We start from the raw sequence: 22,298 nt of genomic DNA, 5'->3' as shown, positions 1-22,298 counted from the left end.
CCGCTCCCGGGTCTGCGGACCCTCAGGGGGCGTACACGATGTTCGGCCGGGGCGGGGCGCTCATGCCCGCGCCGAGGAAGTAGTCGACGTGATGGGACTGCATGTAGCCCTTGAACGTCATGGCGTTCCGGTAGGCCGGGTTGTGGGCGAGGGTGTACAGACGGGTGGTGGTGGGCTGGTTCGTGGTGAAGACGATCAGCTCGTCGTAGGCGGCGTTCGTGTACACCGCCTCCTCCCGCCAGTCGCCGAGGATGTCGCCGACGAGGAGCGGGTTGATGCCCTGGGAGGCGTCGACGGCTCCGTAGTTCCAGGTGCTGACCAGGCGGGGGAGGCTGCCCGTGGTGGTCGGGGCGAGCGGGTTCCACTTCTCGATCTTGCCGTCGTTGAGGAGTTCGGCGGTGAGGTCGCCGTCCCACCACAGGCCGAGCTGCGGCCAGGGGCGCTTCGATGCATCCGGTTCCGTGAGGGTGTTCGTGCGCGCGTTGTACAGGCCGGAGAAGGACCAGACCTCCATGCCGGGGTGGCGTGAGTCGATGTCGGCGGCCATCCCGCGTCCGACATCGGCGGGTCCGCCGTAGTGCTGCCAGATCAGGGCGCCGGTGGCGGCGTCGTAGTAGTACTCCAGGAGTCCGCTCGGGTTGTCCTGCTGGACGCCGTACCCCTCCAGACCGGGGCGGCCCGGGTCCATGTCGGCGAGGTGGAAGCGGTCGCCGTGGACGATGCCGCGCGGGCCCATCGAGTAGCGCAGGGTGCCGTCGCCGTTCAGGACGAACCCGATCTCGGCGATCTCGTCGGTGCCGTTTCCGTCGACGTCGATCGCCCGGGTGTTGTGGCCGTCCGGGGCGTTCTGGCCGTCACGCTGCCAGGTCCACCGGCGTTCCAGGGAGCCGCCGTCGTACTTCCAGGCGCCGATCATCAGGTTGAACGCGCCGCCGTCCTGCCGGTTCTTCATGAAGGCGACCAGGCTGGGGGTGGTGCCGTCGAGATAGGCGACGCCGAGGCGGGCGGCCATCGGGCCGTCGGCCAGATAGGTGGCCGGGATCGACGAGTAGCGGCTCAGCGCGCCGGTGCGGCCGTCGAGGACCGCCAGCCACTGGCGTGCGTCGTCGGCGTGCGTCCAGGTCGTGCCGTCGCCGAAGGTGACCCCGTCGGCGATCTTCACGGCGACCTCGGCGTCCCCGTCGCTGTCGAGGTCGTAGACCGTGACGCCGTCCCAGTTGCCGACGTCCACGGTCGAGGAGCCCGGCTCGATGTTGTCCTGGTTCAGGCTGTTGGGCCCCAGGTTCACCTGCCAGAGGAAGGTGCCGTCACTCCGGTACGCCTCCAGTGTCTGGGGGGAGGTCTGGCGGTCGATGACGTAGTCGTAGGCGCCGTCCCCGTCGAGATCGCCGACCCAGGCGAACTTCACCGGGCCGCCCGGGCGCAGGGGGATGCGGACGACCGGCTCCGTGGCGTGGTTCGCCGTCAACGTGAAGGCGTCGCTGGGGGGTTGCTCCTGGCCGCCGGTCACGGGGGTCACGCGGTAGCTGTTGGACTTCGTCAAGTCGGCCGTGGTGTCGGTGTAGTTGGTGCCCGCCGTGAGGGGGTTCGCGGTGAGCCTCGTGTACGCGCCGCCCGCCGTGGAGCGGTACACGTGGAAGCCGATGCCGGCCGGGTCGAGGCCCAGCAGCCGCCAGGACACGAGGACTTGGGCCGGGCCGCTGCGGACCGCGACGACTCCCCGGCCGAGGTTCTCCATCACCCGTGCGGCCCGGAGCGTCGTGCCGGCGGCGGAGGGTTCTGTGGGGCCGACGATCCCGGCGGCGAGCAGTGCCGAGACGGCGACGGCCCCTCCGCGAAGCTTTAGTGACCAGTGCATGACAACCCCTCCTCGGGGGTGAAGGGTGTCGGGCGGTTAAAACGTTTTCATGGGGGATGGAAGCACCGGGGTGAAGGCCCGTCAAGGCTGACGGGGCTTACGGGAGAAGGCGGTTCACGGGAGCGGGACGGACACCGTCCGCGTCTGTCCGGCGTGGATGTTCGGCCATTGCTGGAAACGCTTGCAGCCGATACCGCCCCGTCGGTCAGAGCAGCGGCTGCGGCAGGGTGGCGGCGAGCGCGGCGCGTGAGCGGACCCCGGCCTTGCGGAAGATGCGCGTGAGGTGGGCCTCGATCGTCTTGGGGGAGACGACGAGGGTGCGGGCGATGTCGTTGTTGGACAGACCGAGGGCGACCATGCGGGTGATCTCCAGCTCGCGTTCGGACATGTCCGGCAGCGGAGTCCGCGCGGCCGTGCGGGGGCGGCGCGCGCCCAGCCGGCGCTGCACGTCGACCGCCTCCCGGTAGAGGTGGTGCGCCCCGAAGGCGTCCGCGAGGGACTTCGCCCGGTTGACGTGCTCCAGCGCCTGCTCCCACGCGAGCCCCGATGCTTGTTCCCGCGCGGGCCCCCACACCTGTTCCCGCGCGGGCTCCCGCGTCCGCCCCCGCCCCTGTCGCCCCGCCGGCCCACCCCGCCCGGGCAGGGTCAGCGCGTCCGCGAGGAGCAGTCTCGCCCGGCACTCCATGAGGACCAGCCCGGCGGTACGGAACCCGGCCACCGCCTCCTCCAGCGGGCCGACCGGGTCCGGGACGCTGTGCGCGCGGGCCAGCGCGGCGTGCCCGCGCTGACCCGGCAGATCCAGCGACTCCGCGTCCCGCGCCGCCTTCCGCGCCCACTCGGCCGCCTCCGCGCGGTCCCCCAGAGCCGCCGCGGCCCGCGCCCCCAGCGCCCACCACATCGGCCGCACGCACCGCGCCGTCCCGGGATGCCGGTCGTGCTCCATCGCCGACCGCGTCAGCGCCAGACACTCCACGGCCCGCCCCTGCCCCAGCCGCACCCCCGCCAGCACCCCGGCGGTCACGCCCCACAGCCTGCCGCCCGCCCCCACCTCCTGCACCGCCCGCTCCGCGACCGCCGCCGCCGCGTCGGGCCCGTCCACCGGCGAGGCCGCCCATGCCCGTAGCGCCAGCGCGAACCCCAGGAGCGCCGGCCGCTCCATCCGCCGCGCGTCCTCCTCCGCCTCCTCGGCCGACCGCGCCGCGTCGGTGAGCCGCCCGACACTCACACTCGCGTAGGCGTGCGCGAGCCGCAGATACGGCAGGACGAACAACTGCCCCGACCCCTGCGCGAGCCGGATACCGCGCGCCGTGTGCCGCAGCGCGTCGTGATGCCGCTCGGCGAGCGTCTCCGCCCACCCGAGCTGCGCGACCGTGTCCAACTGCGCGAGGAGGTCGGTGTCCCGCGTCGAGTCCACCAGCGCGCCCGCCTCCCGCCCCCGGCCCAGCAGCGGGGTGACGTCCCCCGCGAAGGCCCCGCAGTGCGTGAGCCGGACGGCGGCAGCCGTCCGCAGCGCCCGGTGCCGTCCGGCCCGCGCCTCCCGCAACACCCCCTCGGCCAGCTCCCGCGCACGGGAGAACTCCGTGCGCAGAAGACTCACCGTGGCCAGTTCCAGCCGCAGCGGGCCGCTCGACTCCAGGCGGTCGGCGGTGCCCTGGGGGATACGCCCGAGGCCACTCGTCAACAGGGCCTGCGCGCCCGCGTAGTTCCCGAGATGGCGCTCCACCACGGCCCGGAACACGACGAGTTCGACGTCCGCCCGCGTCACCACCCCCTCGGCCGGCTCCGGAACCCGCCGCAGCAGCTCCCGGCACTCCGTCAGCCGCCCGAGCGCCCCCAGCGCACGGGCCAGCGACGCCGTCAGCCGCACCCGCAGCCCGTCCCCGTCCTCCTCCCGGTTCAGGCTCAGCGCCGTCCGCAGCCAGGACACCGCCGCCTCCGGAGCGCTCGCCCGCACCTCGTCGGCGGCCTCCGCGAGGAGCCGCACGGCGTCCTGGTCGCCCGGCTCCGCGTACCGCGAGACGTGCGGCGCCCGTTGGGCCGCGGGCGCTCCCGACGCCCGCAGGACCAGGTCGGCCCGCAGATGCGCGGTCCGCCGCCGGCCGTGCGGGGCGTGGTGGTACACGACCGTGCGCAGGACGGGATGGCGGAGCCGGCACGTCCGGCCGTCCGCGTGGTCGGCGCGGACCAGGTCCAGGGCGATCAGCCGGTCCAGGGCGCGGGCGGTCACCGCCGGGTCGTGGCCGGTCAGCGCGGGGAGGTGGACGGGGTCGAACGTCTCGCCCAGGACGGCGGCGGCGCGCAGCACCTCGTGTTCCCCGTCGTCCAGGGCGCCGAGTTCGGCGGCCAGCGCGGAGGCCGCCGTCATGAGCGCGTCGTCGGGGAGGACCCAGGGGGTGACACCGCCCGGGGGAGCGAACGGGGCGGGGGCCTGGGAGAGGACGCGCAGGTGGAAGGGGTTGCCCTCGGCGGCGTCGTGCAGGAGGCGCCGGTGCGCGGGGGCGAGCGCGCGGCCGACGAGGTCGTCGACGCCGCCGCGCGGGAGGGGGCCGAGGCGGAGGCGGTCCACGCGGTAGCCCGCGTCGGCGTCCGCGAGGCTCGCGGTGAGCGCGGCGGGGGCCGACCGGGGGCGGTAGGCGCAGACGAGGATCAGCGGGGTGCGGGGGCGGGGGCGGCGCAGGAGGTGGGCCAGCAGGGCGAGGGAGTCGGTGTCGGCCCGGTGGACGTCGTCCAGGCAGAGCGTCAGACGGGTGGCGCTCGCGGCGGCCCACAGGAGGGTGATGATGCTCCGGGACAGGGCGTCCTGGTCGCCTTCGGTGGTCTCGCCGTCCGTGAAGTGCCGCAGGAGGAGGGCGCGTTCCTCCGGTGGGAGGGCCCTCGCCGTGCCCGGGAGATCCAGGGCACGGACGACGGGGGCGCGGAACAGGGCGAAGGGCTGGGCGCCGGGTGCCGTGGGCGCCCGGCCCGAGAGGACGGCCCGTCCGGCGTGCCCGGCCAGGGCGGTCCACTCGGCCAGCAGGCGGGTCTTGCCGATACCGGGGTCTCCCGAGACCTCCACCAGCCAGGGCCCCGGGTGCGTCCCGTCCGTGAGGATCTGCCGCAGCCGCCCGGTCTCCCCCTCCCTCCCGACGAGGGGATCACCGGGGCCGGCTGCCCGTGCGCGGTCCAACGGCGTGCTCCCTCGCGACAGTGGTCGACTGTGACACCGAGGCTTTCATCCGGGTCGGGCCCGGATCTGTCCGGTAAACCACGTAAGCGCGGTACGTAACCGCTTGCCGCCTGTCCCGGCGGACCGGCTGCCCCTCATGGCGCTGCTCGGCGCCGAGGCCGACGGCGGACTCCGGCAGATCATCGACGAGTGGGACATTCCCTGACCTACCTCGGCGAATCGGGGAGCGTGGTGATCTTCTGTATGGTTGCTGTGACAGGGGGGCGATCATGAGCGCTGTGTCCGTACCGGCCGCCGAAGGGGGCCCTTTCGGGCGCGAGGCCGAACTCGCCCTGCTCACCCACGCCGTGGAGGCACTGCGCGAAGGCCGGGGCTCCGTCGTGGAGATCACCGGCGCCCCGGGCATCGGCAAGACCCGGCTGACGACGGCACTCGTCGAACTCGCCGCCCGCCGGGGAGTCCCCGCCGTCCGCGCCCACGCCGTCCGGGGGAACACCCGCCCGCTCCAGGTCCTCCACGACGCCTGGGAGGAACGGCGGCTGTCCCAGCCGTCCGCCGAACTCCCCGACCGGCCCGACCGGTGGGCGGCGGGATGCGTACTGATCCTCGACGACCTCCACTGGTGCGACCCCCGGTCGACGGCGGCCGTCGTCCGCCTCGTCCGCTCCGTGACCCCCGGCCCCTTCCTCCTCGCCCTCGCCCACCGCCCCGCACAGACCCCGTCCGTCCTCCTGGAAGCCCTGGAGGACGGCGTACGGGCCGGCCGCGTCACCCGCCTCGAACCCGGCCCCCTCGACGCCCGGGCCGCAGCCGCCCTCCTCGCCCGCCACGACGCCACCCCGCGCGAACCGGACGACGCCGCCCGCCTGTGCGCCGCCGCCGACGGCAACCCCTTCCACCTGCGCCTCCTCGCCGCCTCCGGCTGGCACCCCGACCACGGACCGGACACCCCCGGCCCCGACACCGCAGCCCTCCTGCGCGAGGCGAAACCGCTCATCGCCGAAGTGGAGGCGCTCACCCCGGCCGCCGTCCTCACCGCCTCGTCGGCCGCCGTCATCGGCAGCCCCTTCCGCCCCGAGGACCTCGCCCACGTCTGCGAACGCGACCTCGACGACACCCTCGACACCCTCGCCGAACTGGAGCGCGCCGACCTCGTCCGCCCCGCCGACCGCAAAGGCGGCCTCGCCTTCCGCCACCCCGTGGTCGGCCACGTCGTCCACGAACGAGCCGGCGTCTCCTTCCGGCTGCGCGCCCACCGCCGCGCCCTGGACCTCCTCACCGCCCGAGGCGGCCGGGCCCGTCAACGCGCCCGGCACGCCGAACACCTCCTCGGCGCTGACGCCGCCCGCGCCGTCCGCGCCCTCGCCGACGGCGCCGCCGACATCGTCGCCCAGGAACCCGGGACCGCCGCGAACTGGCTCAGGCTCGCCCTGGAGGCCCTGCCCGACGCCGCCGCCCGCACCGGCCTGGAACTGGCCCGCTGCCGCGCGCTGATCGCCGCCGGCCGGCTCGACGAGGCCCGCACCCTCGCCCACGACCTGCTGGGCCGCCCCGACACCGCGCTCAGTGCGGGGGAGGCGCTCCAGGCACGGACCGTCTGCGCCCACGCCGAACGGCAGCTCGGCCGCTACCCGGAGGCCGCCGCCATCATCGGCGGCGCCCGCGACCTCCTGCCCAGCCCCCTGCCCAGCCCGCTGCCCGCGGAGGTCGCCGAGGCGATCGTCGAGTACGGGCTCGTCCACGTCCTGCGCGGCACCCACGAACAGGCCCGCGCCCTCATCCGCGAGGCGGTCCGCGCCCAGGACGGCACCGAGGGCGCCGAAGCCGTGCTGCGGGTCCTCGACGTCCTGTGCGCCACCCACGCCGGCGACCTCGACCGGGCGAGCGCCGACGCGGCCCGCTGCGCCGCCCTCGTCGACGCCCTCCCCGACCCGCTCGCCGGGCGCACCCCCGAGACGCTGGCCCTCCTCGGCAGCGCCGAGCTCTACCTCGAACGGTTCACGGACGCCGCCCGCCACCTCAGCCGGGGACTGACCGCCACCCCCTCCGGCGCCCAACGGCCCGTCCTGCTGCACCGGTTGCTCGGCCTCGCCGTCGCCGAACAGTGGACCGGCCGCCTCGACGCCTCCCAGCGGCACGCCCGGCAGGTCGAGGACGTCGCCCACTCCCTGGGTGTCCAGCCCGCCGTCGTCCTCGCCCGCGCCGTCCGCGCCACCACCCTCGTCTGGTCCCGGGGCGCCCGCCGCGCCGAGGAGGCGCTCGCGCTCGCCGAGGAGACGACCGGCACCGCCCCGCTCGACCACAGCTGGTGGACCGCCTCGGCGGCCGGACTCCTCGCCCAGGCCCGCCTCCTCGCCGGGGACCCGGCGGGCTGCCGGCGCACCCTCCTCGCCCACGGCACCGGCGAACGGCTGCCCCGCGTGCGGCCCTTCTCCCGGCCCTTCCTGCTCTCCCTGCTCGTCACCGCCACCCTGGAGTGCGGGGACCGCGAGGAGGCGGGCCGGCTGGTGGCCGACGCCGAGACCGAGGCCGGACGGCTCGGGCTGCCCGTCCAGGAGGCCCACGTCCGCTGCGCCCGCGCCCGGCTCCACGCGGCCGACGGCGAACACGACGCGGCGGCCAAGCTGTTCGCCCTCGCCGCCGACGCGTTCCGGCAGGCCGACATGCCCGTCCAGTACGCCTGGACACTCGTCACCGGCGCCCCCTCCTGCCACGAGGCACACGGCCCCGCCGCCGCCCTCGGCCACCTCGACACCGCCGACACCGTCGCCCGCCGCTGCTCCGCCCTCCTCGTCCAGGAACGGTCGGCGCAGGTCCGCGCCGCGCTCCCCGCCCCCTCCGCCGGCCCCCTCCACCTCCTCAGCGACCGCGAACGCGAGATCGCCGGACTCGCGGCCTCGGGCCTGCGCACCCGGCAGATCGCCGAACGCCTCTTCCTGAGCCCCCGCACGGTCGAGACCCACCTCGCCCGCATCTACCGCAAGCTGGAGGTGTCCTCCCGGATCGCCCTCTCGGACCTGCTGCGGGCCGCGAAGTAGCGGCCGGCGAGGGCACGCCGAACGGGATGCCGGGAGGCGCACCGGGATGCCGTCGCGTGTCCGGATCTGACAGGACACCGTCATTGCCGCCACCGGTCCCGCTCGCCAGGATGGACCCATGCCCACCACCCGCCGCGTCGTCGTCGCGGTCTTCCCCGGCGTCGACCTCCTCGACGTCACCGGCCCCGCCGAGGTCTTCGCGCTGGCCGACCGGGAGACCGGGGGAGCGGCGGGCTACCGGGTCGAACTCGCGGGACGCACCCGGGGTGAGGTGCGGACGTCGGCGGGGCCACGGCTTGTTGCGGACCTGGCCTTCGACGAGGTGGACGGCGTCCTGGACACGCTGCTGATCCCCGGCGCCGTCGAACCGGCCCCCGGGGAGCGGGACGTGAGAGGGAACGACCACGTCGTCGCCTGGATCGCGAAGACCGCCCCGCAGGCCGGCCGGGTCGTGTCGGTGTGCACCGGCGCGCATCTGCTGGCCGCCGCCGGACTCCTCGACGGCAGGACGGTGACGACGCACTGGTCGGCGGCGGAGCGGCTCGCCGCCGACCACCCTGAGGTGACCGTCGACCCGGACCCCGTCTTCGTGCGCTGCGGCAGCGTGTGGACCGGCGCCGGGATCGGCTCCGGCATGGACCTCGCGCTCGCGCTGGTCGCCGAGGACCTGGGCGAGGAGACCGCGCTGACGGTGGCCCGGCAACTGGTCGTGTACGTCAGGCGGCAGGGCGGCCAGAGCCAGGTCTCGGTCCCGCTGAGCCGCCCGCCCGCGGCCCGCCGCGACATCGACGCCCTGCGGATGTTCATCGTCGACCACCTCGACGGCGACCTCTCCGCCGCCGCCCTCGCGTCCCGCATGTGCCTGAGCGAACGGCACTTCGCGCGGGTCTTCCGCCAGGAGACCGGCACCACCGCCGGCGCGTACGTCGAGGCCGTGCGGGTGGAGGCGGCCCGCCGGCTCCTGGAGACCACCGACCAGCCCCTCGACCGGATCGCCGCCGCCTGCGGACTCGGCTCCGTGGAGACCCTCCACCGCGCCCTGCGCAGACAGCTCGGCACGACCCCGGCGGCCTACCGGCGCCGGTTCCGCACGACCGTCTGACCCACCCCTCCCGCTGGCGGCTTCCGGGCGCGGCGGCGCTGACCCCTGCCCGGAAACCCCGTCACCCTCCCCGTACAGAAAGCCCGACCATGCCCTCGTACCCCTCGCTCGCCACCCTGCGGGACCGTCCCTACCGGCTCCTGTGGATCGCGCGCGGCGTCTCCGCCCTGGGCAGCGCCCTGATCCCGGTGACCGTGGTGTTCGCCGTCCTGCGCTCGGGCGGCGGCGCCGGGGACGTCGGCACGGTGCTCACCTGCCACGCGATCGGTCAGGTGGTGACGCTGCCGGTGGGCGGGGTCTGGGCGGACCGGCTGTCCCGCAGGTTCGTGCTGATGGCGACGGACGCCGTCCAGGCGGTCTGCTACGGGCTGCTCGCCGTGATGATCCTCGCGGACCGGGTGTCGGTCCCGGAGTTCGCCGCCGTCTACACGGTCGCCGGCATCGCCTTCGCCTTCTTCACCCCGGCGTCCCGGGCGGTCGTGCCCGAACTCGTCGACGCCGGACGGCTGCAACCCGCCAACGCCCTCCTCGGTCTCACCGACAGCACCGCCAAGGTCCTCGGCCCCGCGCTGGCCGCCCTGCTGCTCGCGGTCTCCGGACCCGGTGCCGCGATGGCCGTCAACGCCGCGAGTTTCCTGCTGAGTCTCGCGCTGGTCTCCCGTATGGAACTGCGCGGGCAGGCACGACGGCCGGGGAAGCAGCGTTTCTTCGCCGATCTGCGGGACGGCTGGCGGGCGGTGGCCGGGCGCCGCTGGTACCTGGCCAACCTGCTGTGCTGGGGGGTGTGGAACTTCTGCCTCGCGTTCTTCTTCGTCCTGGGACCGGTCGTGCTGGACCGGGGCCACGGCGGGGCCATCGCCTGGAGCGCCGTCATGGTCGCCGGCTCGGCCGGCTCGATCGCCGGTGGGCTGGCCGCGCTGCGCTACCGCCCGCGCCGCCCCCTGGTCACCACCAACGCGGCGGCCCTCGCCGGCGTCGCCCCCCTGTCCCTCCTCGCCCCGCCCGCCCCGCTGTACGCCCTCGCGCTCGGTGTCGCCGTCGCCTTCGCGATGACCGCGCTCGTCGGCGAGGTCCTCGCGACGACCCAGCAGCAGCTCTTCCCCGCGGCACTGCTGGCCCGCGTCAGCTCCCTCGACTGGACGATCTCCCTGATCGCCATGCCCGCCGGGTACGCCGCAGCCGCGCCGGCCGCCGAACTCCTCGGCACCCGCACGACGTTGCTGCTGGCGGCGGCCCTCATCGGCACCCCCTGCGCCCTGCTCAACCTGCTCCCCGGCGTCCGCTCAGTCCAGCGCCTCCCCGACGGCACGATCGGCGTCGTGGACAAGGCACCCGGCACGCACGAGCCTGCGGCGGCGGGGGAGCGCGCCGGGTGATCGCCCCCTGGCACGCGCCGACCGGGCCCGCTCCACGCCGACCCACCGCGCGAAGTCCCCGTCAGCCCGCCGACAGCACCCGCACCCCCCGCGCCGTCAACTCGCCCAGCACCGGCCCCTCGGCCGGACAGTCGGTGATCACCCCGCTGACCGCCTCCCAGGGCAGCACCCGGAACCGGGAGGCGGTGCCGATCTTCTCCGAGGAGGCGAGGACGTACGTGTCGGCGGCCCGCGAGGCGAGGGCCCGTTTCATCGCGGCCTCCTCCGCGTCACCGGTGGTCAGGCCCGCCTCGGGGTGGACGCCGGTGACGCCGAGGAGACACACGTCGGCCGAGACGTTCTGGGCGGCCTCCACGGCGGCGGCCCCGCAGGCGACCGCCGAGTGCTTGAAGAGCCGCCCGCCGAGCAGGAACACCTCGGCCAGTGGATGGCCGAGCAGCGCCGACGCGACGGTCGGGCTGTGGGTGATCACCGTGCACCCCAGATCCGCCGGGAGCGCGCGGGCGACGGCGAGCGCGGTGGTCCCGCCGTCCAGGATCAGCGCGCTCCCCGGCCGCACCAGCCCGGCGGCCACCCGGGCGACCTTCCGCTTGCCGTCCGCCGCCACGCTCTGCCGCGCCGCGTAGTCCACGACGGCCGGAGAGACCGGCAGCGCCCCGCCGTAGACCCGCTGGCACAGCCCCTCCGCCGCGAGATCGCGCAGGTCGCGCCGGACGCTGTCCTCGGAGATCCCCAGGCCGGCGGCGACGTCCTTCGCGACGATCTTGCCGTCGCGGGCGAGCAGCCCCAGCAGGTGGTCACGCCGTTCGGCAGCCAGCATCCGCACTCTCTCCTGTTCTTGCACGTTTCTGCATGTATCGTAGCGCGTCATGAACGACAGCCCGACACACCTCCCCGCGACCGGCCCCGGCGTCGACACCCCCGACCACCGAGGGCGCACCGGCCTCGACCGGGCGGGCCACGGCCTCGACCGCAACCCCGACGTCGTCGTCCAGCGGGTCGAACTCACCTCCCAGGGCTGGCACGTCCTGCGCCGCACGACCTTCGACTACCGCCGCCGCGACGGCCGCTGGACCACCCAGCAGCGGGAGACGTACGACCGGGGCAACGGCGCCGTCGTCCTGCCCCACGACACCGGACGCGGCCGGGTCCTGCTCACCCGCCAGTTCCGCTACCCCGCCTACGTCAACGACCACCCGGACGGCATGCTCATCGAGGCCGCCGCCGGACTCCTCGACGACGACACCCCTCTCACCGCCGTCCGCCGCGAGGCCGCCGAGGAACTCGGCGTCACCCTCGGCCCCCTCACGCACGTCCTCGACGCCTACATGAGCCCCGGCTCCGTCACCGAACGCCTCCACTTCTACGCGGCCCCCTACACCGCCGCCGACCTCACCGAGGCGGGCGGCGGACTGGAGGAGGAGGGCGAGGACATCGAGGTCCTCGACCTTCCCTTCACCGAGGCCCTCGCCATGGCCCACGACGGCCGCATCACCGACGGCAAGACCATCCTGCTGCTCCAGTGGGCCGCCCTGAACGGCCCGTTCGCCCGCTAGGCGTCGCGCACCAGGGCCAGCCGGGGTGCGGGGACCGCGTCCCCCAGGGCCAGGAGACGGGTGCGCAGCTCGGCGGCGGCCGTCGGGTCGGTGCGCACCAGGAAGTGCGCGGAGCGCTCCCACACCGTGCGGGCGGCGCCCGGGTCACCGGTCGTCAGATACGTGTCGCCCAGGCGGCACAGGGTGCCCGCCTCCCCGGACCGGTCCCCGGCCTCGCGGTACAGGCGCAGCGCGCACTGGTACGCGGTGATCGCCCGCGCGTGCTCGCCCAGGTGATGCCGGGCCACCCCCAGGCTGTCCCAGGCGCCCGCCTCGGCGTACCGGGTGACCACGGGGAGGCGGGTGAGACCGACCAGGGACTCCTCGAAACAGGCGGCGGCCCTGCGGTGTTCGCCCCGCCGGACGTGCGTGCGGCCCAGCGCGTGCAGGGCGCCCGTCTGCGCCGCCCGGTCGTCCACCTCGCGGTACAGGGCGAGGGCGCGGCCCACCGCGTCGAGCGCCGCGTCGTAGGCGCCGAGCCGGTCCAGGAGCCAGCCGTGACAGCGGTGCGCGTGCGCGAGGCCCAGACGGTCGCCCAGCTCCGTGAACAGGGCGAGGGAGCGCCGGATGTGGGCGCGCGCGTCGTCGTACCGCTCCAGGCGGGCCGAGGCGCGGGCCAGGGCGCGGTGGAGGTGGGCCTGTGCGACGCGGTGGCCGCAGCGGACGGCCGCGTCGAGGCCGGCGCGCTGGAGCGCGGCCCCGTCGTGCCAGTGGCCCCGCCGGTCCATGAACCGCTCCAACGCCCACGCGAGCCCCCACACATGAGCGTGGTCCCCGCGCGCCAGCGCCCGCCGCGCGACGGCCGCCAGCACCCGCGCCTCCGCCGCGTACCAGCGCAGCGCCCCCGCGTCGTCCGTGAACGACTCGGGTCGTGCCCCCGGCACGGCGGCCGGCGGCGGGCACAGCCGCCAGAACGGCGCGTGGACGGCGCCCGCCGCGTGCGCGCTGTGCAGACAGTGGTCCAGGAGCCGCCGTACGGCCGCCTCCCGCACCTCCGGCGAGTCGTCTCGCGCGGTGCGCTCGGCCGCGTACGCGCCGAGCAGGTCGTGGCAGACATACCGGCCCGGCGTGTGCTCGGTGAGGAGGTGGGCGCGCGTCAGCTCGGCGAGGTGGGCGCGGACTTCGCCGGGTTCGTCGCCCGCGAGGGCCGTCGCGGCGGGCAGCGTGACGTCCGGGCCCGGGTGCAGGGACAGCAGCCGCAGCAGCCGGGCCGCCCCCGGGCTCAGCGCCCGGTACGACCAGGACAGCACCGCGCGTACGTCCCCGGCGGGGTCGGCGTCGGTGAACGCGTCCAGTCCGCCCTGGGCCGTGCGCAGGTCGGCGGCGATCGCGGCGAGCGGGAAGTGCGGGCGGGCGGCGGCCCGCGTCGCGACGACGGCCAGGGCCAGCGGCAGCCCCGCACACCGGGCGACGATCTCCTCGACGGCCCCCGGCTCGGCCCGCACCCGGTCCTCGCCCAGCCTGCGGGCCAGCACCTCACGTGCCTCGCCGGCCGGCAGCCGGTCCAGCACCAGCGGGCGGGCGCCCTCGGCCGTCACCAGCCCGGTGAGCCGGTCCCGGCTGGTGACGACGACCAGACAGCCGGGGCTGCCCGGCAGCAGCGGGCGCACCTGCTCGGCGTCCCGCGCGTTGTCCAGCACCAGCAGCACCCTGCGCCGCGCCAGCACGCTCCGGTACAGCCCCGCCTGCGCCTCCACCCGGTCCGGTATGCGCCCCGCGGGCACACCGAGCGCCTCCAGGAAACCGCGCAGCACCTGCCCCGGGTCCGCCGGCTCCCCGCCCGGGTCGAAACCGCGCAGGTCCGTGTACAACTGCCCGTCCGGGAAGCGGTCGGCGACGCCGTGCGCCCACCGCACGGCCAGCGCCGACTTCCCGATCCCGCCCATCCCGCTCACCACCGCGATCCGGGTCGCCGCCGTCTCCTGCGCCGACAGCGCCGCACCGCGCAGGACGTCCAGCTCGGCCCGCCGGCCCGCGAACGCGGCGAGATCCGCCGGGAGCTGGGCGGGACGGACGTACGCGGAGCCGTCGGCCGCCGACGGGCCGTCGTCCGGTGGGTCGGGCACGAGCGTCGGGCGCTCCGGCAGCGCCCGCTCCTCGCCACCCGCCCGGACCGCCTCGCGCAGCACCTCCCGCCGCGCCGCCCGCAGTTCGCTCCCCGGCCCCACGCCCAGCTCCGCCACGAGCCGCTCCCGCACCCGCTGCCAGGTGCCCAGCGCCGCCGCCCGCTGGCCCGTCGCCGCGAGCGCCCGCACGAGCCGCGCCTGCAACGGCTCGTCCAGCGGATGCTCGCCCGCCGCCAGGTGCAGCACGGCCAGCAGCCGCCCGCCCGCACCCACCGACAGCGCCACGTCCGCCGCCTCCTTCAGCACCGCCAGATACTCCCGCTCCAGCGCGTCGAACGCGGGATGCGCCCGCGCCTCCACCGGCACCCCGGTGGCCACCGGCCCCGTCCGCAGCCCCAGCGCCTCCACCAGGAGCGGCACGGCCCCCGCCGTCCCCCGCACCCCCTCCTCGCGGGCCCGCCGCACCAGCTCCCGGAACCGCAGCAGGTCCAGGGAGTCCGGGCAGGCGTTCAGCCGGTAGCCGCCCGCGTCCCGCACCAGCCACCGCCCCGGCGCCCGCAGCGGCAGACGCGGTTCCAGGAGCCGGCGCAGCACACCGATGTGCCGGTACACCGCGTTGGCCGGCGAGGCGGGCGGGGACTCGCCCCACAGCGCGTACTGGAGCTCCTCCATCGGCACCGGCCGCCCCGCGTGCGCCATCAACTGCGCCAGCAGCAGCCGCTGTTGCGCCGCGCCGAGCTCCGCCTCGACGCCGTCGCGCCGTACGCGTACCGCTCCCAGGACCTCGAACCGCATCGTCACGTCGTCATCCCCGTGTGTCCGTCTTCCGCTCCGGTCGGGGGGCCGGCAGACCGTGCAGCCAACCCAGTACCAGTGCGTTGATCTCCGAGGGGCGTTCCTGATGCATCCAATGGCCGACTCCGTCGAGAACGACCGACACGCTGTACGGATGGAGGCTGAGCGACTCCTCCCAGTCACCGTCGATGCCCTTCGCCTTGAGGGAGTCGCCCGCCGACAGCGACAGCACCGGGCAGGAGCGGCGCGCGAGGTACGACTCGACGCCCGGCCGGACGGTGAGCGCGGCGGCGGCCTCGTCGAACAGTCCGTGGAAGACGTCCCGCACGGTCATCGGGTCCATGCCGAGGACCCGCCGCCGGTGCCACACCCGCAGCGCGTCCGCGCCCGGCTCCGCCCCCGTGCCCTCCAGACCGCCCAGCACCGCCGCCGCGACCTCCACCGGGTCCGGCACCCGGAACGCGGCGGCGAGCGGCGGCGCGAACTCCGCCGCGAAGCCGTACGCGGGCTCCACCGCGATCACCGCCCGCACCAGCTCCGGGTGTTCGACCGCGAGGACCGACGCGACCACCGCGCCCAGCGAATGCCCGACCACCGTCACCGGGCCGGTGTCCAGGACGTGCAGCAGCTCCACGAGATCCGACACGAAGTCACGCGGACGCATCCCGCCCGACAGCCCCGTGGACCGGCCGTGCCCGCGCAGATCCGGCACGATCACCCGGTGGCGGGCCGCGAACGCCCCCGTCTGCGCCGACCAGTCGTGCGAGTCGCACGCCTCACCGTGCACGAGGAGCAGCGTCCCGTCCCCTCCCCCGGCCGGACCCTCGTCGGTGTGGAACAGCCGGTTGCCGTCGATCGTCGTGAACGTCATGAACGCGCTCCCTGCGCTTGGGCGTCGGACAAGAGGCGGGAGCGTAGACAGCGGACAGTGGACGAAGTGTGCGTGCCGGGCGGGGGGCCGTGCGGCTCAGTGGCCGCCGCGCTCGTAGGGGATCTTGTGGCCCGCCTCGACGGGCAGCGGGAGCCGGTTCTCCGCCGGGGGCAGCGGGCAGGTCGCCAGGTCCGTGTACGCGCAGGGCAGGTTCGCGGCGCGGTTGAAGTCGAGGGTCAGGGTGCCGTCGGCGGCCGGCGCGTCGAGGGACAGCACGCGGTTCGCCGCGTACGTCGTGACGCCGGACGTCCCGTCGGTGAACAGGACCGTGAGGCGGCCGGGGCCGTGTCCGGGGAACGCGGTGAGGGCCAGGGGCCGTCCGTCCAGCTCGAACTCGACGCGGCCCGGCGCCTCGTACACGTGCTCAAGGCCCTCGACCGCCGCGCCGACCGTGGTCGGGCGGGGCTCCGGGAAGGGCACGTAGCGGGCCGGGACCGACCAGCGCGGGTCGGGGACGTAGGCGGGGGTGCCGGTGAAGGCCGTGCGCAGGGGCGCGTCCGGGTGGCGGGGGCGGACGATGTCGCTGCCGCCGCGCTTGGCGATCTCGATGACGGCGTCGCCCCAGACCGCGTCCACCCCGCCCCGCTCCGGCAGCACCCCGAACCGGTGCTCGCCGCGCACCGGTTCACCGTCCACGACGAGCTCCTCGCCGTCGTCGAGGGTGACGACGACGCCGTCCGGGCCGGTCCGCCAGGCGCCCGGGGCGTCGGGGAAGCGCTGCGGGGTGTCGTCGAGCCAGTGCAGGCCGGTGATCGCGAGGAAGCCGTGCGGGTGGGCGAGCCGGGCCTCCTGGGCGCGGTGCCACTCCTGCCAGTCCTCGGTGAAGGCGTCGAGGCCGGTCGTGGGCGCTTCGATGGTCATGCGGGCTCCTTCTGCGAGGGCTGAGGGGTGGCTCCCCTCCGATCCGACGTCAGTGAGAACGAGCCTTCGCCGGGACGGCATTCCGGCCGGGTGTGACAGCTTCTTGTCAGGTTTGTGAACGGGGTTCCGGCAGTGGCGGGAGCCGCCGGTCGTACAGCCAGCTCCGCAGGAGGGGTTCGACGGTCGCGGGGCGGGAGCGGGCGGCGTGGGCGACGAACGCGGCCGTGTCGGCGGCGCCTCCGCGACGGGTGTCGTGCCAGGAGCGCAGCACGGCGAAGAAGGCGGCGTCGCCCAGGGTGAGGCGCAGCGCGTGCAGGGTGCAGGCGCCCCGGTCGTAGACCCGCTCGTCGAAGATCCGGTCCTGGCCGGGCGCGGCCAGACGCAGCCCCGCCGGACGGGCGGCCAGCGAACGCCGGGCGGCGCGCGCGAGGCTGTCCGCGGACTCCTCGCCGAGATGCTCCGACCACAGCCACTCCCCGTAGGTCGCGAAACCCTCGTTCAGCCAGATGTCCCGCCAGTCCCGCAGGCTCACGCTGTTGCCGAACCACTGGTGGACCAGTTCGTGCGCGACGAGCGTCTCCCAGGTGCGCCGGCCGTCGACGTGGTTGCGGCCGAACACGGACGCGGTCTGGTTCTCCACCGGCTGGTCGAGATCGGCGTCCACGACGACCGCCCCGTACGTCTCGAACGGGTACGGGCCGAACCAGCGGGTGAACGCCTCGACCATCTCCGGCTGCCGGCCCAGATCGTGCCGGGCCGCGTCCGCCAGCCGGGCCGGGTAGGCGTCCCGGCCGGCGATCGTGCGGCCGGTCGCGCTGTCGCGGGCCCGCCAGGTGCCGTGCGCGAACCGGCCCGTGTACAGGGCGGCCAGGTAGGGCGCCATCGGCCCCGGATGGTGGTACGTCCAGCGGTCGCCGTCCCGGTCCACGAGCGTGCCGTTCGCGACCGCCTGATGACCGTGCGGCACCCGCACCCGGAACGTGAACTCCGCCTTGTCGTCCGGCCGGTCGTTGCACGGGAACCAGGACGGCGCCCCCAGCGGCTGAGCCGCCACCAGCGTCCCGCCGTGCGCGTCCCCCGTCCGGTCCCAGCCGATCTGCCCGAACGGCGTCCGCACCGGCCCCGGCCGCCCCCCGTACCCGACCTCCACGACGAACGACGCCCCCGCCGGGACGGTCCGCCCCACCGGCAGCACCAGCTTGTGCCCGGACCGCCGGGGCCGTACGTCCCGCCCGTCGACCAGCGCCTCCCGCACCGTGAGGCCCGCGAGGTCCAGCCGCACCTCGCGCAGCGCCCGTTCGGCGACCACCCGCAGACGGGCCCGCCCCTCCAGCGTCCCGGCGTCCGGGTCGTAGTCGAGGTCCAGACCGTAGGCGAGCGTGCGGTGCTCGTCCGAGCCGTGGCCCGCGAAGTACCGGCCCGGGCGCCCCGGGAACCGGTCCGCCGCCACCAGCGCCAGCGGCGCGAGCAGCGCCCCGCGCACCAGGGCCCGCCTCCCGCACCACGTCACGCGACCACCCCCGCGATCGGGTTGCCCGCCCAGCGGGTGCCCTCGGGCACCGACTCGCCGCGCATGACGAGCGACGCGCCCCCGACCGACGCCCCCGCGCCGATCGTCGTCGCGGGCAGGGCGATGCTGTGCGGACCGAGCGAGGCCCCGGCACCGACCGTCACCGTGTCCATGCGCATGATCCGGTCGTGGAAGAGATGTGTCTGGAGGACACACCCCCGGTTGACGCTCGCCCCGTCGCCCACACTCACCAGATCCGTCTCCGGCAGCCAGTACGAGTCCAGCCACACCCCCCGCCCGATCCGCGCCCCCATGCTCCGCAGCCACCAGTTCAGCACCGGCGTCCCGAGCTGCCCGCCCATGCCCCACGGCACGGCCAGCGTCTCCACGAACGTGTCGAACAGCTCGTTGCGCCACACGAACGACGACCACAACGGCCGCTCCACCACCCGGAACCGCCCCACCAGCAGCCACTTCGCGCCGGTCGTGACCAGACACGCCGCGAGCGTCGCCACCGGGAGCGAGACGACGCCGGTGAGCGCGGCCAGCGGCAACCCGCCCACGTCCAGGGCCCGTTGCCCGGCCAGGAGCAGCAGCTCCGCCAGCACCGTCCCGATCACCAGCGGCAGCACCCGGCACGCCTCGACCGCCGCACGGGCCGCCACCAGCCGGCGCGGCGGCGCGAACGTCCGCGCCTGGTCGCCCGCCTGCGCCACCCGGGGCAGCTCCATCGCGGGCCGGCCGATCCACGACGTCCCCGGCGCGCTCGACACGGGAGCGTCGGACAGCACACCCACCAGGCCGTGGTCGGGGACGTCGTGGCTCGCGATCCCGGAGTTCCCGACGAAGGCCCGCTCCCCGATCCGCACCGCCCCCAGCCGCAGCCAGCCGGCCCGCAGTTCGTACGGCGCGACGAGCGTGTCGTCCGCGAGGAACGCCCCGTCGTCGACGCGCAGGAGGGACGGCAGCGGCAGGACCGTCGAGATCTCCGTCCGGCGGCCGACCCGGGCGCCCAGCAGCCGCAGCCAGTACGGGGTGGCGAGGCTCGCGTACAGCGGGAAGTACCCGACGCGGGACCCGTCGAGGATGCGGGTCACCAGCCACGCCCGCCAGGCGACCCCGCCGTCCGCGCGGTGCACGCCGGGAGTGATCCCGCGGCCCAGGAGACGGACGGTCAGCGCGGTGAGCAGCATGCCGCACACGGCCGTCAGGACCGCCAGCAGCGGGGCGGCGGCCAGGAGGTGGACGGCCGCGCCGGACAGGGTGGGGGTCGTGCGGACCAGCAGCCAGGTGACGGCGAGGGCGGGGGCGGCGGCCACGAGGGAGAGCAGGGGCAGGACGGTCAGGGAGAGGGCGTAGGCGAGGTGCCAGAGACGGCCGCTCCGGGTGCGGGCGGGGCGGGCGGGCCAGCCGGTGCCCGCAGGGGAGTGCGGGCGGGCCGGGGAGCCGGCCCATGACTCGCCGGCCGGGACCGGGCCGTCCAGGCAGCCCCCGGCGGCCAGTTCGGCGCCGGGACCGAGGGCCGCGCCCGGCAGCAGGGTGGCGCGGTGACCGACCCGGGCGCCCGAGCCGACGCTCACCCGGCCGACGTGCAGCGTGTCGCCGTCCAGCCACCAGCCCGCGAGATCCGCCTCGGGCTCGACGCCGCACCGGTCGCCCAGCTCCGCCAGCCCGGTCACCGGAGGCAGCGCGTGGAGCTGGACGTCCCGGCCGGTCCGGCAGCCCAGCAGCCGGGCGTACACCCCCGCCCACGGCGTCCCCGCCAGCGACGGCACCCCGAACGCGGCGACCGCCCGCTCCGCGCTCCACAGCCGCAGATGCGTGCCCCCGCCGCGCGGATACGACCCCGGAGCGATCGGCCCGGCCAGCGCCCGCGCCAGCCCAGCCCCGATCAGACAGCGCGCCGGCGCGCTGAACAGCACCACCCACCCCGCCAGCACCAGCCACCACGACGTGTGCGGAGCCCACCTGTGCGGCGCGATCCACCCCAGCACGTTGTCCGCGACCGCCAGCCCGACCAGCCCCCGCAGCGCGGTCACCCCGTACCCGGCCAGCGACACCCCGCACTGGACGACGGCCGCACGCCGGGGCACCGGACGCGCCGGCCGCACCTCCCGCACCGTCCCGGCCAGCGAGTCGAGGTGATCGGCCATGTCCTGGAGCACCGGCCGGCGGTACAGGTCCGCGACGGAGAGCCCCGGATGGTCCACGCGCAGCTCCGACGCCATCCGCGCGGCGGTCAGACTGGTGCCGCCGAGCAGCACGAAGTCGCTGCACGGGCCGGGCCGCAGCCCGAGCAGCCGCTCCCAGACGTCCGCCAGCCGGGCGGCCGTCCCGTGCAGCTCGGCCGCCTCCTCCGCGCCGGAGAGGGGGACCGGCCAGGGGAGGGCCCCGCGGTCGACCTTCCCGGACGGCTTGGTGGGCAGGCCGGTCACCTCCGTGAGCACGGGGACGAGAGGCGCGGGCAGCCGCCCGGTCAGCAGCGCCCGCGCCGCCCCGGCGTCGAAGTCCGCCCCCGGGACGACGTACCCGACGAGGACCTGCGCCCCCGACCCCGTCTCCTGGACGGCCGCCGCGCCGCCGCGCACCCCCGGCAGCGCGAGCAGCGCCGCGTCGATCTCGCCGAGTTCGACGCGCCGCCCGCCCAGTTTGACCTGGTCGTCCACCCGTCCCAGGAACACCAGCCCCTCGGGGTCGGCCCGCACCAGATCCCCCGACAGGTAGGCGCGCGGCGACCCCAGCGCCGGGCACGGCCGGAACCGGTCCGCGTCCTTGACGGGGTCCAGATAGCGCGCGGTCCCCGCACCGGCGATCACCAGCTCGCCCTCCGCGCCGTACCCGACGGGCGCACCGGCCTCGTCGACGACCGCCAGCTCCCAGCCCGCGAGCGGCAGCCCGATCCGGACCGGCGCCCCGGGCTCCAGCAGCGCGGCGCACGCCACGACCGTCGTCTCCGTCGGCCCGTAGGTGTTCCACAGCTCCCGCCCCGGCCGCGCGAACCGGTCCACCAGACCCGGCGGGCACGCCTCACCGCCCAGGATCAGCAGCCGCACCCGCCGCAGCGCCTCCTGCGGCCACATCGCCAGCAGCGTCGGGACCGTGGAGACGGCGGTGATGCCCCGGACGTCCAGCCAGGGCCCCAGCTCGTGCCCCGCCCGCACCAACTCCCGCGCGGCAGGCACCAGACAGGCCCCGGAGCGCCAGGCGAGCCACATCTCCTCGCAGGACGCGTCGAACGCCACCGACAGACCCGCGAGGACCCGGTCACCGGGACCGAGCGGCCGGCCGCGCAGGAACAGTCCCGCCTCCGCGTCGACGAACGCCGCCGCCGACCGGTGCGTCACGGCGACCCCCTTCGGGGCGCCGGTGGACCCGGACGTGAAGATCACCCACGCGTCGTCGCCCGGCCCCGCCGTCCGCCCCGCCCCGGCCGGCGCCCGAAGCCCCGCGCCCTTCCCGCCCGACCCCAGCACATGACACACCCCGCCCTCCCGGAACACGGTCGCCGCGCGCTCCTCGGGGTCGTCCGCGTCCACCGGGAGATAGGCGGCTCCGCAGTACAGGACGGCCAGGACCGACAGGTACAGCTCCGCCGTCCCCGACGCCACCCGCACCCCCACCCGGTCCCCGGCCCCGATCCCGAGCCCCGCGAGCCCGCCGGCCCGTCTGCGCGCCTCCTCGCACAGCTCCCGGTACGACAGGACCTCCTCACCGGTGTCCAGCGCCGGGGCGTTCGGATGGCGGGCGGCGGTCGACTCCAGCACGTCCACGAGGGTGCGGGGAGGAGCCGCCGCCGACGAGCGGAAAAGGGCCCTGTTCTCGGGGAACTCAGGGAACGGGATTGACTCGTCGAGTGCGGTCGAGGTCAAGGTCGTGCCTCTGGATCTCTGTGCCCACGGGCCGCGAAGCCCATTACGGACTGTCAGAGAGGCATTCACGGAAGAGAGTTCACCAACTCCGTGCAATTGATTCACGACCTGCGGATGGGGCGAAATTGAGA

General features: G+C 75.7%; 12 protein-coding genes. 4 read left to right on the top strand and 8 right to left on the bottom strand.

Annotated features, from left to right (window positions below; all coding sequences use genetic code 11):
• Nucleotides 1-22: 22 nt before the first annotated feature.
• Together ABZX85_RS40550 and ABZX85_RS40545 are read right to left on the bottom strand one after the other, a co-directional pair.
• Entirely contained in the window at nucleotides 23-1,858 is a 1,836-nt protein-coding gene (locus ABZX85_RS40550) for a hypothetical protein (protein ID WP_355880883.1), read from the bottom strand.
• A 205-nt stretch (nucleotides 1,859-2,063) separates the two neighbouring features.
• Nucleotides 2,064-5,024 (bottom strand): AAA family ATPase, encoded by a 2,961-nt coding sequence (locus ABZX85_RS40545; protein ID WP_355880880.1) that lies wholly within the window; start codon nucleotides 5,022-5,024, stop codon nucleotides 2,064-2,066.
• Nucleotides 5,025-5,293: 269 nt separating this feature from the next.
• On the opposite strand from ABZX85_RS40545, the gene ABZX85_RS40540 reads away from it, so the two are divergent.
• From ABZX85_RS40540 to ABZX85_RS40530, 3 genes are all read left to right on the top strand, one after another.
• A complete protein-coding gene (locus tag ABZX85_RS40540; protein WP_355880877.1) occupies nucleotides 5,294-8,062 on the top strand; it encodes a LuxR C-terminal-related transcriptional regulator in 2,769 nt (922 codons plus the stop codon).
• A gap of 118 nt (nucleotides 8,063-8,180) precedes the next feature.
• A complete protein-coding gene (locus ABZX85_RS40535; protein ID WP_355880874.1) occupies nucleotides 8,181-9,164 on the top strand; it encodes a DJ-1/PfpI family protein in 984 nt (327 codons plus the stop codon).
• Nucleotides 9,165-9,253: 89 nt separating this feature from the next.
• Nucleotides 9,254-10,540, top strand: coding sequence for an MFS transporter (locus ABZX85_RS40530; protein WP_355880871.1), 1,287 nt, complete (start codon nucleotides 9,254-9,256; stop codon nucleotides 10,538-10,540).
• Between the two features lie 61 nt (nucleotides 10,541-10,601).
• Here the strand turns inward: ABZX85_RS40530 and ABZX85_RS40525 are convergent, their stop codons facing one another.
• Entirely contained in the window at nucleotides 10,602-11,360 is a 759-nt protein-coding gene (locus ABZX85_RS40525; RefSeq protein ID WP_355880868.1) for a DeoR/GlpR family DNA-binding transcription regulator, read from the bottom strand.
• Nucleotides 11,361-11,409: 49 nt separating this feature from the next.
• On the opposite strand from ABZX85_RS40525, the gene ABZX85_RS40520 reads away from it, so the two are divergent.
• Nucleotides 11,410-12,096, top strand: coding sequence for an NUDIX domain-containing protein (locus ABZX85_RS40520; protein WP_355880865.1), 687 nt, complete (start codon nucleotides 11,410-11,412; stop codon nucleotides 12,094-12,096).
• On the opposite strand, the gene ABZX85_RS40515 is transcribed toward ABZX85_RS40520, so the two are convergent.
• The 5 genes from ABZX85_RS40515 to ABZX85_RS40495 all read right to left on the bottom strand — a co-directional run bounded on the left by ABZX85_RS40515 (nucleotide 12,093) and on the right by ABZX85_RS40495 (nucleotide 22,062).
• Entirely contained in the window at nucleotides 12,093-14,996 is a 2,904-nt protein-coding gene (locus ABZX85_RS40515) for a BTAD domain-containing putative transcriptional regulator (RefSeq protein WP_355880962.1), read from the bottom strand. The two genes, ABZX85_RS40520 and ABZX85_RS40515, sit on opposite strands and share 4 nt — an antisense overlap.
• A gap of 10 nt (nucleotides 14,997-15,006) precedes the next feature.
• The gene (locus tag ABZX85_RS40510) at nucleotides 15,007-15,867 is read right to left on the bottom strand and encodes an alpha/beta hydrolase (RefSeq protein WP_355880862.1); all 861 of its coding nucleotides are present in this window, start codon (nucleotides 15,865-15,867) and stop codon (nucleotides 15,007-15,009) included.
• A gap of 96 nt (nucleotides 15,868-15,963) precedes the next feature.
• Nucleotides 15,964-16,788 carry a DUF1684 domain-containing protein gene (locus ABZX85_RS40505; protein WP_355880860.1) on the bottom strand — a complete coding sequence of 275 codons (825 nt, stop codon included), beginning with the start codon at nucleotides 16,786-16,788 and terminating at the stop codon, nucleotides 15,964-15,966.
• A gap of 106 nt (nucleotides 16,789-16,894) precedes the next feature.
• Nucleotides 16,895-18,298: a M1 family metallopeptidase gene (locus tag ABZX85_RS40500; protein WP_355880857.1), complete on the bottom strand. Its 1,404-nt coding sequence runs from the start codon at nucleotides 18,296-18,298 to the stop codon at nucleotides 16,895-16,897.
• Complete coding sequence (locus tag ABZX85_RS40495) at nucleotides 18,295-22,062, bottom strand: Pls/PosA family non-ribosomal peptide synthetase (protein WP_355880854.1); 3,768 nt, start codon at nucleotides 22,060-22,062, stop codon at nucleotides 18,295-18,297. Before ABZX85_RS40495 ends, ABZX85_RS40500 begins: the two co-directional genes overlap by 4 nt.
• Between the last annotated feature and the right edge of the window lie 236 nt (nucleotides 22,063-22,298).

Source organism: Streptomyces sp. NPDC004539 (genome assembly GCF_040610055.1).
Classification (GTDB): Bacteria; Actinomycetota; Actinomycetes; order Streptomycetales; family Streptomycetaceae; genus Streptomyces.
This window is presented reverse-complemented; position numbering and strand designations above follow the sequence as displayed.

Excerpts from the sequence above, each read along its gene's own strand:
- ABZX85_RS40550 (WP_355880883.1), bottom strand. The coding sequence starts at position 1,858 with ATGCACTGGTCACTAAAGCTTCGCGGAGGGGCCGTCGCCGTCTCGGCA.
- ABZX85_RS40540 (WP_355880877.1), top strand. The coding sequence starts at position 5,294 with ATGAGCGCTGTGTCCGTACCGGCCGCCGAAGGGGGCCCTTTCGGGCGC.
- ABZX85_RS40535 (WP_355880874.1), top strand. The coding sequence starts at position 8,181 with ATGCCCACCACCCGCCGCGTCGTCGTCGCGGTCTTCCCCGGCGTCGAC.
- ABZX85_RS40530 (WP_355880871.1), top strand. The coding sequence starts at position 9,254 with ATGCCCTCGTACCCCTCGCTCGCCACCCTGCGGGACCGTCCCTACCGG.
- ABZX85_RS40525 (WP_355880868.1), bottom strand. The coding sequence starts at position 11,360 with ATGCTGGCTGCCGAACGGCGTGACCACCTGCTGGGGCTGCTCGCCCGC.
- ABZX85_RS40520 (WP_355880865.1), top strand. The coding sequence starts at position 11,410 with ATGAACGACAGCCCGACACACCTCCCCGCGACCGGCCCCGGCGTCGAC.
- ABZX85_RS40515 (WP_355880962.1), bottom strand. The coding sequence starts at position 14,996 with ATGCGGTTCGAGGTCCTGGGAGCGGTACGCGTACGGCGCGACGGCGTC.
- ABZX85_RS40510 (WP_355880862.1), bottom strand. The coding sequence starts at position 15,867 with ATGACGTTCACGACGATCGACGGCAACCGGCTGTTCCACACCGACGAG.
- ABZX85_RS40505 (WP_355880860.1), bottom strand. The coding sequence starts at position 16,788 with ATGACCATCGAAGCGCCCACGACCGGCCTCGACGCCTTCACCGAGGAC.